Here is a 13,319-nt window from a genome sequence, read left to right on the forward strand (position 1 = left end):
GTCGGAAAACGCAAAGGCGCAAGTATTATTAGAAGGAATGCTTTTAAGGCGCAAAGATTTTATCTCCGATAAAATTTCAAAACTCTGTTTTGTCATTCCGGGCAAAGCAAGGAATCTAAACTTTAATATCCTCTACAGCTCTTGGAAACCAGGCAGATATTATTAAAAAAAATCTGCGAAATTTCCACAATCTGCGAGAAAAATAATATCATCATTTGCTGAAAATCTCACATTGTGCTAAGTCGAAATGCTCTTACGTCTTCAAAACTAAAAAAGGAAAAGAAACTAAAGGCTATTCCTGATTTTGAGGCTGGTTATTGGACGTAAAGAATTTCTGCTTCCCGATTAATAGTTCAAAAAACAGTCTGAAATCTGAGATTAAAGACCATAAAGGATATTTAAAAGTAGCCGGCTTATTCTTCTCAATCACGGCGTGGCTGAACCAGGCAAATCCGTAGCCTACAATTGGAATATACCATAGAAATCTTTCTTTTCCGGAACTGATGACATACCATATTACGAAAAACACTAAAAATGTTCCGATAAAATGGAAAATGCGTGTGCCTGTTTTACTATGCTCAGTAAGATAAAACTGGTAAAACTCTCTATATGTTTTGATTCTTTCGGCCATGGCGATATAGTTTGTTGATTCTGTTGAAGTCAAAGCAATAATGCTGCCGATTTTTAAACGAGCCTGAAAAAGAAAAAGGCAAAACAGCGAATCAGTATTTCCAACGGGATTAACCTCTTTGCTATTTTGCCTTTTCGCAATTTTATTAAATGCTTATTTAGCTGTCTTTTAACTCTTTTCCAAGCTTACTGTTTTTATATCCGTAGCAGAAATAAATAACCATACCGATCAGGAACCACATTCCGAACCAGAACCAGTTCTCATGGCTCATTCCTGTAAGAAGATACAGACATGAACTTAAACCAATCAATGGAATTAATGATAAATTCTTGATAAAAGCTACGACACATAGAATCAGGTTGATGATAATAAAAAAGAAAATAGAAGCTCTGAATTCTCCTTCATTAGGATCTGACCAGTTCATCAGATTATCAAAAAACTCAGGCTGCCACTGGTAGAAAGCCAGCAAACCACCAATGAAAATAACAGGGAAAATGATTTTACCATTCACGTAAGGAAGGTGGAATCTGCCTTTAATTTTTTCTTTAGCTGGAAGCATTAGTACTCCGGCACATACCAGTACAAAAGCGAAAATAGTTCCGATACTTGTAAAATCAAGGATGAAAGTTTTATCTGTAAACAGGATAGGAATACCTACCACAATCCCAGTAACGATGGTTGCGTATGATGGTGTTTTATACTTAGGATGTACTTTTTGAAATCTTGCAGGCATCAGTCCGTCACGGCTCATGGCATACCAGATTCTTGGCTGTCCCATCTGGAAAACCAATAATACAGTGGTAATGGCAACAATTGCAACGAAAGAAACTACAAGTTCCATCCATGCTACATTAGCATTTGTTTTTTCAAATATAAAAGAAAGAGGATCTCCCACACCGTCAAATTTCTTGTAATCTACCATACCTGTCAATACAAGCGTTAATGCAATATAGATCACAGTACACAGCACAAGAGAGATGATCATTCCTTTTGGTAAAGTCTTTTGTGGGTCTTTAGTCTCTTCAGAAAGAACACTTAAAGCATCAAATCCGATATAAGCAAAGAATACTCCGGATACGGCACTCATTACCCCTGCAAAGCCATTTGGCATAAAGGATGGTGTTCCGGTTGTCGGGCTTACTGGGGTCCAGTTTTCAGTATTGATATACGCAAAACCAACAAGAATAACGAGTAAAATTACTCCAAGCTTTAAGATAACCAGGGAGTTATTAAAGTTTTTACTTTCTTTTACTCCTACATAACAAAGCCATGTAATCAAACCGTTAATAACCAATGCTGGAATATCTACAATGAATTTCAAACTTCCGATTAATGGAGCGGTCTTCCATGCATTTAAGAGTTCCTTGTTTTCTGAACCATATTGAACGGCTTTTCTGGCTTCGGTATAGCTGCAGGTAAGATAATCAGGGATATGCATTCCGAGACGTCCTAAGAAACTGGTGAAATAATCTGACCAGGAAAAGGCTACGTAAATATTCCCGAAAGAATATTCCATGATCAGAGCCCAGCCGATAACCCATGCAATCAATTCCCCAAAACTGGCATAAGCATATGTGTATGCAGAACCTGCCGTAGGAATTCTGCTGGCAAATTCAGCGTAGCATAAAGCGGTAAACCCACAGGCAAAACCACAAATCAAATAGAGTAGTATTACACCGGGACCGCCTCTGAAAACGGCTTCTCCCAAACTGCTGAAACTCCCAGCTCCTATAATAGCCGCAATACCAAAAAATACAATGTCCCATACACCCAGCACTCTTAAAAGCCCTGTTGATGTATCTGTATCTGAATAGATTTTTCTTCTAAAAAGTTGACTCATTCAATAACTATATTTGATTTGAAAAAAAGCAAATGTAATGATTTTTTATTTTGATGTTAACAGTTGTTAAAAACATTTGGGGAAAAATGCGCAAACAAAAGAATTTACTCTTTATAAATGGGAATTTCCACATAACTGTCGTTGTACCATTTTATTTCCAAAGGCTCACCTGCATCTTTTATAGTTTCATCACTTACATTTTTTCCTGTGCCATAATTGACCTGCCAGTTCTTATTTTTATTAACTCCTACCAGTAAGACCAGTTTACTTCCTTTTTCTATTTTTTTGCTGATGAAAAATGAGTTTTTGATTGGGATCTGCTCCTTTTTGCCAGGTTTAAGCAGATGACGTTTGGAATTGTTTTTTGCATAGCTGGCTCGGGTAAGGTGTGTAGATAGTAAAAATATCTTACCATCAGGCTGTACCTGATATAATAGGGTTTTGGGATCAAAATCCTTTTTGTTGATGGAAACGTTGAATATTCCGGATAAATTTCCGCTTATTGTAATATCCTTTTCCAGAATTTCACTTTCAAAATAAATAGAATTGGTTACATACACACTATCCTGTTTGCTTACTGTATGATAAAGATATTTCGGATTTCTGTCTTTAAAGTCAATGGTCTGTTGGGTAAATTGTTCAGTTCCGGGTTTCTCAAAAACTGAAGAACCGTTTTTACGGTCCTGAAGATAAAATTTAAGAGAAGATGAGTGCATTTTATCAAGAGTAGGAACATGTTTCCATGTATTACTGTTCATGATCTGAAAATTGACTTTATCTTTCAGAAGTTCCGGTTTTTTGCCATCCTTCAGAATATAATCAAACCATGAAAAAGCAAGTTGATCAATACTTATTCTGGCTACAGGATCTATGAGTAGATTTCCATAACCGAAAACATAAACATAATTGTATCCATAACTTTGAGCTGCTGCATGATCATAAGGTCCTATCACTAAATAATGGTTAGGGTTTTTGTTGTATTTGTGATGTTCTTTATAATAATACAATGCTCCGATCTGATCAGCATCATAATAACCTGTAGTTGTTAAAACAGGAATGTTTATTTTGGCAAATTCTTTTTTGTAAGGGACCATGTTTTGCCAGTATTTATCATAACCGGGATGATCCAGCCATCTTTGGAATATTGTATTGGGCTTCCCGCTTAAAGAATCAAGGGCTCTGAATGATCTGCCGCTTTTGTACCATGCTGTATTGATGGAATCCCATTTTGTATCATTATTAAAGCTTGCTTCATCAGTCAGCTTATTATTGGTGACATAGTGAATCCACTGGAGCATATAACCCTTGAAGACATTATTCTGAGAAGGATAATCTATTCCTATCCCTACCGAAACCTGAGGTACAATGGTTTTCAAAGCCGGGTGCAGTTTTTTGGCAGCTGCCCATTGGCTGAATCCTAAATAACTTCCGCCTATCATTCCTACTTTACCATTGCTCCACGGTTGCTTGCTGACCCAGTCGATGACTTCATAAAGATCCTGAGCTTCGTCTTCAAATGGATGATTGGGGTCATTGCTGTCTCTTTTTCCACGGGTGTTAACCACGGCTCCTACGTAATTGTAAACTGCTGCTCTTTTCCCTATCGCTGCATCTAAAAATTCCCCGGCATAAATATTATTGGTAAGTATAACGGGAAGAGGAGAAGTGTTTTCTTTTTTTCGTACAATCGTAATGGTAAGTTTTGTTCCTTTTTTTAAAGTAAGGATTTTGGTTTCAATGATGAATTTTTCCTGCTCCTTTACTTTGAACAGCTGCATAATCTGAGGCTTGATGCTTGAGTAAGTCTTATAATTGACATAGTTCTTACATAAAGCCAGAGCGGAAGCATAGTCTATGCTGTCCTTATCTTTTTGTTTGTCAAGTGTTGCATTCAATCTCTTTTTATGGTCCTTTACATCTGAATCAATATCCAGGGTGGGCCCTACTTTGGTGGTCAGCGGTTCGGATAAACTTTCATATTTTGTAGTAAAGGCGGTTTGAAGAGCATTGGAAAACGAAATTTTTTTATCCTTTTCCATCAGTCTTGCCATGCTGTAGATTTCAAAAGCAAGATATTTGTTCCCTGCCATATTATGGTCTGCATATTCCTTACGGTAATCCGTTAAACTTGCAATGGAGTTTTTATAATCTTTTGCAGCGAGCTGTAAACGAAACTGATTGTCTAAAAACGTGAGCGTATACTTCGGTTTGTTTTTAGGAGACTGATATTCAGTAATCACCTTTAAAGCCAGTTCCGGGATTTGTTTTTCCAACATTGTAGAATCTGTTGCCGCTGTCCTCGGAAAGTAAAATTTCTGAGCCTGCATTATATTGACAAAACATAATGCTAAAAGTATCTTAAATTTCATTAATGATGTATTTTGAGCTTCTGATGAAAAAGTATCATATCAAAATATGTACTTCGCCATTAATTACCCAATTGGTTATTTTTTTAGCGGGCTAAATTAAGAATTTTTATCAGTAAAGAATGAAATGATTTATTGTTGTTTTATCACATGAAGTCTGCTGAAACTTGTTTAAAAAGGTTTTTAATCTTTATAAACAGGGACTTCCACATAACTGTCATTGTACCATTTTATTTCCAGCGGTTCCCCTGAATCCTTTATCGTTTCTTCACTTACGTCTTTGCCAGATCCATAATTAATCTGCCAGTTAGGATTTTTATTGACTCCGACCAACAAAAGGAGTTTGCTTCCTTTCTCTATCTTTTTACTCATAACATACGAGTTGTTAATGGGAATCTGTTCTGTCTTGCCCGGTTCAAGAAGCTGTCGTTTTTGATTGTTTTTTGCATAGCTGGCTCTCACGATATGAGTGGATAGTAAATAGGATTTTCCATCAGGAGAAATCTGGTACAGATAGGTATCCGTATCAAAATCTTTTTTATTGATCGAAACATTGAAAACTCCTGACAGGTTTCCACTCATGATCATATCCTTGTCAAGAATTTCACTTTCAAAAGCGACAGAATTAGTCATTTTGATACTGTCTTTTTTGCTGACCTTGTAATAAATGTCTTTCTGATCCCTGTTTTTAAAATCAATAATTTGAGTTGTAAAATTTCTGGTTTCAGGTTTATTAAAGACTGAAGACGTATTTTTTTTGTCCTGAAGGTAGAATTTCAAAGAAGAATTATGCATTTTGTCAAGATCAGCAACATGTTTCCATGTATTCGTATTCATGACCTGAAAATTAATTCTGTCTTTCAGTAGTTCAGGTTTTTTTCCTCCTTTAAGAATATAATCAAACCATGAGAAAGCAAGATCATCGATGCTTATTCTGGCCACCGGATCAATAGGACTGCCATTCACGTAAGTAAATCCGAAACTTTGTGCACCGCCGTGGTTATAAGGGCCTATTACCAGATAATGATCTGCGTTTTTATTGTATTGATGATGCTGTTTAAAATAATACAGTGCGCCAATCTGATCATCATCATAATATCCTGTCGTGGTAAGAACAGGAATGTTAATTTTAGAAAAATCTTCTTTGTAAGGAATCATTTTCTGCCAGTACTCATCATATCCCGGATGATCCAGCCATCGCTGGAATATTTTGCTGGGTTTCCCGCTTATTTTATCTAACGACCTGAATGATTTCCCGCTTTTGTACCATTTTGTAAAAATAGAATCCCATTTTACAGCATTGGTAAAATCTGCTTCATCTGTAAATTTGTTATTGGTCACATATTGTATCCACTGCAGCATATAGCTCATAAAGATATTATTCTGAGCCGGATAATCAATCCCGATTCCTACGGCAACCTGAGGAACAATCGTCTTTAATGCCGGATGCACTTTTTTTACGGCTGCCCACTGGCTGAAGCCTAAATAACTTCCTCCGATCATTCCTACTTTCCCGTTGCACCAGGGCTGTTTGCTGACCCAGTCTATCACTTCATAAATATCTTGCGATTCATGCTCAAAAGGATTGTTCACATCATTGCTGTTTCTCTTGCCTCTCGTATTCACAACAACCCCTACGTAATTGTATGTAGCGGCTCTCTTTCCAAAGAAACCATCAATGGGACCAGCATAGATATTATTGGTTAAAATAACAGGAAGTGGAGATGTGTTTTCCTTTCTGCGAACAATAGTGACTGATAAGGTATTTCCATTGATCTTAAGATCTTTCGTTTCAATAATGAATCTTTCCTTGTCTTTTGAAACCAGCAGCTGCATGACCTGAGGTTTGATGCTGGAGTAGGTTTTATAATTCAGATAATTTTTACATAGAGCCAGTGCCGTTTTGTAATCGATGCTGTCCTTATCTTTTTGTTTATCAAGGAAATTCTTCAACAGTTTTCTGGATGCGTTCACATCTCCGTTAAGAGCGAGTTCCAGTCTTGGAATCAGTTTTTCCGGAAGGCTTTCGTATTTTTGATTAAATACTTTTTGAAGGGCATTGGAAAATGAGGTATTGTTTTCTTCTTGCTCCATTTTTGCAAGGGCATACAGTTCAAATCCGATATATCTGTAGTCTCCCATATTGTTATCCGCAAAGAGCTTACGGTTTTCAGTAAGAGAAGTCAGCGAATTTTTATAATCCTGAGCCACTATCTGCAAACGGAAAAGGTTATCCATAAGATCAACAGTGTTTTCCGGTTTGTATTTTACCGACTGAAGATGAGGAATCACTTGCTGTGCAAGTCCTGGAATCTGTTTTTCCAATATAACAGAGTCATTTACAGCTGTCTTTGGAAAATAAAACTTTTGTGCCTGCAGGAGGTTTACCCAAATTAATGCTAAAAGAATCTTAAATTTCATGAGATGGTGTGTTTATGGTATGTTTTTAGCTGCTGTTGAAAAAGTATCAAATTAAAATATGTTTTTGATAACTGTTTATTAAAATTGTTTATATTTTATCAAACGAATGTAGTAAATTTTATCATTGTATGGTGAGAAAATTTACATTGTTATCAAATAAGAATTAACTGTCATTAACACTGTTAAAACTTGCTTAAACAATAAGTTTTTAATATTTTCGTTAACTTATTTAGACTAATTTTCTTATATCAAGAAGAATGAAATCAAAAAAAATACTTTTAGCGGCTGCGGTCATCTATTTCGGAATCTCCGATGCTCAACAGTCCCAATATTTTACCCAGAAAGAAAATTACAGGTTCAATCTAGCCGAAAATCTTTATCAGACCAAAATATACAACGCTTCCCAGTACGAATATGCAAGACAATATTTCTACAATCAGAATTTGTCCCGTTCGAAAAAGGAAGGCGCCCAGTTTTTTGATAATGTGATCGGTGTGATTCTTCAGAAAAATCATGCTGAAGAAGGGTTAACGGCTTTCATGAAAGAATATCCTAATTCTGCTTATTTTGCTCAGGCTAATCTTCCACTGGCAGATTACTATTTAGCAAAAAAAGATTTCGATAAAGCGCTGGAGACTTTGAAAAAAGTAAACCAGTATCAGCTTTCGAAAGAGGAGAATACCGAGTATATTCTGAAGCTTGGATATGCAAAATTCATGACGGGTGATTCCAAGGGAGCTACTGATGCCCTTGAAGAAGCTTATAAATCAGCAGATCAGTCCCAAAAAGGAGATATTGCTTATATGCTTGGGCATTTGTATTACAGCAACAGACAGAATGATAAAGCTTTCCAGTATTTTGATTCGATAAAGGATCAGGATAAATTCTCAAAGCTGGTACGTCCTTATTATGTACAGATGTATTACAATGATAAGAACTACGATCAGGCTATTACAGAAGGAACAGCTTTGTTGAACGAAAATATTTCAGATTCTTATAAAGCGGAAGTTCATAAGATCATCGGGGAGAGTTACTTCATGAAGAATGATTACACCTCTGCGTATCCACATTTGAAAGATTATCTGAGTGTACAGCAAAATCCATCTGAAAACGATTTGTATGAGATGGGATTTGTCGCTGCACAGCTGAAAAAATATGATGAAGCGGTTTCTTATTACAACCAGCTTCTCAACAGCAATTCTGCTTTGGCACAAAATGCTTATTACCAGTTAGGAAATGCTTATCTGGCCGTAGATAAAAAACAGGAAGCGCTTTCCGCATTTCGTTCTTCTTATCAGATGGATTATGATGCAAAAGTGAAAAAGCTGGCCCATGAGCAGTACGCTAAACTAAGTTACGATATCGGTAACCCGTTTGAAAGTCCTTCGGCGGTAATTCAAAGTTATATCAACGAAAATCAGAACGGAGCCAATGCCGCAGAAATGAGGTCATTACTGGTAAAATCCTATCTATATTCCGGAAATTATAAAGAAACGCTGAATGCGATTGACAGATTACAGAGTTCAACTCCTGAGATCAACAAAGTAGACCAGGAGGTTTCTTATTTATTAGGAACGGAGGAATTCAACAAAGGAAACTATGACGAAGCTGAGAAATATTTCTTAAGAAGTCTAGGCTTTAATATCAATAAAGAATTCAACAGCAGAGCTTTATACTGGCTGGCACAGGTATATTATCAGAAAGGAAATTATCCATCTGCCATTGTTCGTTATGAAAAGCTTCTTACGGAAAACTTCCCTGAAAAGCAGCAGCTGCCTTATGATTTGGGATATGCCTATTTTAAATCTAAGAAATTTGATCAGGCGGCTACTTATTTCAAACAATATCTTGCTAATCCGAAACCGGAATTTAAAAATGATGCAGAACTTCGTCTAGCAGATATCCATTATGCTAACAATGATCTGAACGAAGCCATTGCTATCTATGATAAAAACGAAGATGCTACGGATTATACTTTGTATCAAAAAGCAATGGCTCTGGGATTCAAAGGAGATACACAGGCGAAGATTAACAACCTTAAAAACCTTTTATCAAAATATCCGGATTCAGAATATTATGATGATGCTCAGTACGAAATAGGAACAGCATATGCAGCTCAGGATGATTTTGCTAACTCCAATGATTATTTCGGAAAAGTAATTAAAGGTTCTTCTGACAAAGATCTGATTGCGAATGCTTCTATCTATAGAGCGCAGAATTACATCGATCAAAACCAGAATAATAAAGCTCTTTCTGAACTGAAATCTCTGGGTGAGCAGTATAAAAATACGGCCTATGCTCAGAAAGTAGTTCAGGCTGCAAAACCTATCTTTACGAAAAACGGAGATGTTTCAGGATATGAAACTTTCGCAAGAAATATTGGAGTAAATGTAGATGCTGCTGAAATTGATGAGATCAACTTATCTACAGGGAAGCAGTTGTTCGCGAAGAAAGATTATAAGAATGCAATTTCTTACTACGAAAAGTATCTGACACAGAACCCGACAGGGGAAGGATTGTACCAGGCTAAGTACGAATTAGGAGAAAGTTATTATCAGACTAACAATTCAACCAAAGCTTTACTTGTGCTTCAGGAAGTTACTGGAATTCAGAATGATTACCAGGATGATGCGCAAACTCGTTTAGCTCAGATCTTCCTTGCACAGGGGAATACTGCTGAAGCTAAAAAGTACCTTGAAGGCATCAAAAATTCTTCCAACATCAGCATTAAAAACTATGCAAATGTGGAATTGATGAAACTGTATGCGGAAGAAAACAATTTCTCAGAAGCTGAAAAATTAGCCAATGCAGTAATCGCCAATTCTAAAAACTCTGCAGCCGTTATTGAAACTGCGAAAGTGATTAAAGCAAGAAGCCTGATGAACTCAGGAAAAGACAAAGATGCACAGGCTGCCTATTCTTCTCTTGAAAAATCATCGAATACTTCGGTAGCTGCGGAAGCTTTATATGCAAAAGCCTATTATCAGAACAAAGGAAAAGCTTTCAAGTCTTCTAATGAGACGATCTTTAAGCTTGCCAATAATTATGCATCAGAAGAATTCTGGGGAGCAAAAGCTTTGGTATTGATGGCTAAAAACTATATCGGCCTGAAAGATAACTACCAGGCAAGTTATACCTGTGATCAGATCATTGCAAACTATAAGGATTTCCCTGAAATTGTTGCAGAAGCAAAAGAAGTTAAAAAACAGATTAAGAAATAGTACATGAAGGTTTTTAAAATTACCATATATTCTTTTTTAATTTCTGCTTCACTCTGGAGCTGTATTCCTTCATACAGTGCCTATCCAAAAGAGTATAACCACGCAAAAGCTGACTTTCAAAAACAGAAAGCTTTTGTAGTGAATAAGGATCTTAAGAAAGAATTTGAGATTTTAAAACATTCTGATATTTATGAAATTGTAGAAGACAGTACCAATGTATCTAAGATAACACTGCATCCGATGAAAACCTATACTCCTCCTTGTGGAAACCCAATGATTGGAAGTATGATTACAGTCGGGTTACTGCCTTCAGCATTTCCTTATGATATTGTTTACAGTTATGATGTAGCTGAGAATAGTGCAACAAAAAATTATCAATACAAATTACAAGTTTATCAAAGCCTTTGGCTGTTTAATATATTCAGACTGGGGAGAACTTTTTCAAAACAGTCGGGGAAAGCTTTATTAGGCAGTTATATTGCTTCCAATAAATAAAAGCCCGTTATATATTTTTTTCAAATAAAGAAAATATGAACAAGAAAATTCAATTATTATCCATATTATTTTTAGGGGTTTCGTCGGTGGCGTTTTCCCAGATCAAGGAGGAAAAGCTGGTTCTTAACAAAAAAAGAGAACCGGAAGTGAAGAAGATCGAGAAGAAGAAAACTTCTGTGGAAACCATTAAAAATTATCCGCCGGAAGAGAAATCGCAGACACCTGTGAAATATACCATCACAGATGTTCCTGCTGTTTCAGATTTCAAAACTTCAACGATTCAGGGGGAGGACGTAGCTCCGAAATTTGACGGGACCGCTCAGAATAACTATTTCCAGTTCGGAATGGGTAACTACGGGAAAATCCTGGTAGATGGAAACGTTTCAAAAACTCTTGAAAATAAGCTTGAAGTAGGTGCAGATGTTCATGTTCTTTCCACCAATGGTCTTAAAAAAGATTATGACTGGAAATCCGGGCAGACTTCAGCGAATATCGCCGCTTTCCTCAACTCTTACGGTGAAAAAGGAAAGTTCAACCTTAATGCTGAATATGGCTTAGATAGCTATAATTATTATGGGATCTACGCTATGCAGCCTACCGGAGAGCTTGATCTGAAACAAAAAGTAAATCAGTTTAAAGTAAACGGGTATTACGATTTTTATTCCAACGAAATCTTAAATGATGTAAGGGTAAAATCATCATTCCTGAAGGATCATTTTGATGCTCAGGAAAATCAGGTGTCTATTCTTGCCAATTTCTCCAAACATGCTGTTGAATTAGGTAAATCAGGAATCAACCTGAATGCTGACCTTGGAGTAGGATTGGATGCGGTAAAGACAGATTTTGCCATCAGGGATAAAAACTCTGCTAACTTCTTCAATACCAGCCTGACTCCGAAAGTAACTTTCAGAAAAGGAGACTCTTATTTGACGTTAGGATCTTCATTCTCTTTCCTGAATGCTAAAAATTCCAACGATCAGCTAGAGCAGCAAAAAAATAATAAAACCTATTGGTTCCCACAGGCAGAGTTTCAGTTTGCCGCTGCTAATGAATTTAAATTCTACGGAGGGGTAGACGGTGGTTTGAAACTGAATACATACGGAGATATGTTACAGACGAATCCATTTATCCTTTCTGACCAGTTTTTAAAGCCCACAGAGACTAAATATCGTTTTTATGTAGGATTGAGAGGGGACATTGACGAAACGCTGAAATACGACTTCTCTGCGGGTTATGGAAAAATGAGAGATATTATGTTCTTTAAGGCCAATGATCTTTTCGATAACAACTCTGTTAATCGTTCTGCCTACAATTTTGCCAATACATTCTCTGCAGTGTATGATGACGGAAATGTAAGCGATATTAAGGGTAGTGTGCAGTATTTCCCATTGGCTAACCTTATTTTAGACGGAGAATTGAGGTTTACCAAGTACGATCTTAAGACTTACGACAACATTTATAACGTTCCTTTGTTCAATGCGAGCATCGGGGCAAAATATACGATGCTTGACAAGAAGTTATTACTTGGATTCAAAGGAATCTTTGCAAGTGACAGAACTACAAACTCTTATGCGATAGAAGGTATAGGTGATCCTAACATAATTTACCAGTCTACAGAGAATACAAATGATAAAGTTGGAGGGTATGCTGATTTAAATCTTTCCGCAGAGTATAAAATTCACAAAAATTTCAGTATTTTCGCACTCGGAAATAATCTTCTGAGCTCAAAATACCAGACATACAAGGGATATAAAGTCCTGGGTGCGCAGATTCTGGGAGGCGTGAAAATTACTTTCTAAAGTATAAATGATAGGTAATCAAGCATTACTCATTACTTATCATTCATTACTTATGAATACGGCTGCATAGTTTAATGGATAGAACTTCGGATTTCGGCTCCGACAGTGAGGGTTCGAATCCTTCTGCGGTCACTCGGACGGACGAGACATTTTTTTTAATGTTTTGTCCGTCTTTTTTTGTTTGTAAACTATTGTTAATGTGTAAGATATAAGATAACGCAGAATTTAATTTTGGTGTTCGAAACGCATTTTCTTCAAACTCAAGTTTTTCTGATAAAATCGAACACAATATGTCACGTTTAGTTTCTGTATCTCCTTGTGAGTAGAGCTTTGACAGATTAGGTATGATCTTTAGAACCGTTTCAACTTTTTTCGTGATATCAAGATTTTTTCTTGTCAATTTCTGATTTTGTAATTCCATTTCTAAATTGTCTAACTTAGCTTTGGTATCAGATTTTATGAGACGGTAATCATCATAATCTAGCAGATCGTTCAAGTATTTGTCTCTGGCATTGTCTAATTTATTATTTAAATCTTGTAATTGCG

At 36.4% G+C, this 13,319-nt stretch carries 7 protein-coding genes and 1 tRNA gene; 4 read left to right on the plus strand and 4 right to left on the minus strand.

Features of this window, described 5'->3' with window-relative positions; genetic code table 11:
• Window positions 1-292 precede the first annotated feature (292 nt).
• The 4 genes from AB1278_RS09340 to AB1278_RS09355 all read right to left on the minus strand — a co-directional run bounded on the left by AB1278_RS09340 (window position 293) and on the right by AB1278_RS09355 (window position 7,258).
• Window positions 293-631 carry a DUF962 domain-containing protein gene (locus AB1278_RS09340; RefSeq protein ID WP_062675236.1) on the minus strand — a complete coding sequence of 113 codons (339 nt, stop codon included), beginning with the start codon at window positions 629-631 and terminating at the stop codon, window positions 293-295.
• Window positions 632-788: 157 nt separating this feature from the next.
• The gene (locus tag AB1278_RS09345; protein WP_202838617.1) at window positions 789-2,471 is read right to left on the minus strand and encodes an APC family permease; all 1,683 of its coding nucleotides are present in this window, start codon (window positions 2,469-2,471) and stop codon (window positions 789-791) included.
• Between the two features lie 104 nt (window positions 2,472-2,575).
• Entirely contained in the window at window positions 2,576-4,840 is a 2,265-nt protein-coding gene (locus AB1278_RS09350) for a CocE/NonD family hydrolase (RefSeq protein ID WP_202838618.1), read from the minus strand.
• A 180-nt stretch (window positions 4,841-5,020) separates the two neighbouring features.
• Entirely contained in the window at window positions 5,021-7,258 is a 2,238-nt protein-coding gene (locus AB1278_RS09355) for a CocE/NonD family hydrolase (RefSeq protein WP_429813927.1), read from the minus strand.
• 257 nt (window positions 7,259-7,515) lie between these two features.
• Between AB1278_RS09355 and AB1278_RS09360 the strand changes: the two genes are divergently transcribed.
• The 4 genes from AB1278_RS09360 to AB1278_RS09375 all read left to right on the plus strand — a co-directional run bounded on the left by AB1278_RS09360 (window position 7,516) and on the right by AB1278_RS09375 (window position 12,905).
• On the plus strand, window positions 7,516-10,479 hold the full coding sequence (locus tag AB1278_RS09360) for a tetratricopeptide repeat protein (RefSeq protein WP_429813930.1): 2,964 nt from the start codon (window positions 7,516-7,518) through the stop codon (window positions 10,477-10,479).
• Window positions 10,480-10,482: 3 nt separating this feature from the next.
• On the plus strand, window positions 10,483-10,974 hold the full coding sequence (locus AB1278_RS09365; protein WP_062675232.1) for a hypothetical protein: 492 nt from the start codon (window positions 10,483-10,485) through the stop codon (window positions 10,972-10,974).
• Between the two features lie 35 nt (window positions 10,975-11,009).
• Window positions 11,010-12,773 (plus strand): TonB-dependent receptor, encoded by a 1,764-nt coding sequence (locus tag AB1278_RS09370; protein ID WP_411412935.1) that lies wholly within the window; start codon window positions 11,010-11,012, stop codon window positions 12,771-12,773.
• 60 nt (window positions 12,774-12,833) lie between these two features.
• Window positions 12,834-12,905, plus strand: a tRNA-Arg gene (locus tag AB1278_RS09375).
• Window positions 12,906-13,319: the final 414 nt, after the last annotated feature.

This window comes from Chryseobacterium sp. NRRL B-14798, assembly GCF_050470705.1.
In the GTDB taxonomy this organism is placed as follows: Bacteria; Bacteroidota; Bacteroidia; order Flavobacteriales; family Weeksellaceae; genus Chryseobacterium; species Chryseobacterium cupriresistens.

Coding starts and splice junctions, on each gene's coding strand:
- AB1278_RS09340 (WP_062675236.1), bottom strand. CDS start 631: ATGGCCGAAAGAATCAAAACATATAGAGAGTTTTACCAGTTTTATCTT.
- AB1278_RS09345 (WP_202838617.1), bottom strand. CDS start 2,471: ATGAGTCAACTTTTTAGAAGAAAAATCTATTCAGATACAGATACATCA.
- AB1278_RS09350 (WP_202838618.1), bottom strand. CDS start 4,840: ATGAAATTTAAGATACTTTTAGCATTATGTTTTGTCAATATAATGCAG.
- AB1278_RS09355 (WP_429813927.1), bottom strand. CDS start 7,258: ATGAAATTTAAGATTCTTTTAGCATTAATTTGGGTAAACCTCCTGCAG.
- AB1278_RS09360 (WP_429813930.1), top strand. CDS start 7,516: ATGAAATCAAAAAAAATACTTTTAGCGGCTGCGGTCATCTATTTCGGA.
- AB1278_RS09365 (WP_062675232.1), top strand. CDS start 10,483: ATGAAGGTTTTTAAAATTACCATATATTCTTTTTTAATTTCTGCTTCA.
- AB1278_RS09370 (WP_411412935.1), top strand. CDS start 11,010: ATGAACAAGAAAATTCAATTATTATCCATATTATTTTTAGGGGTTTCG.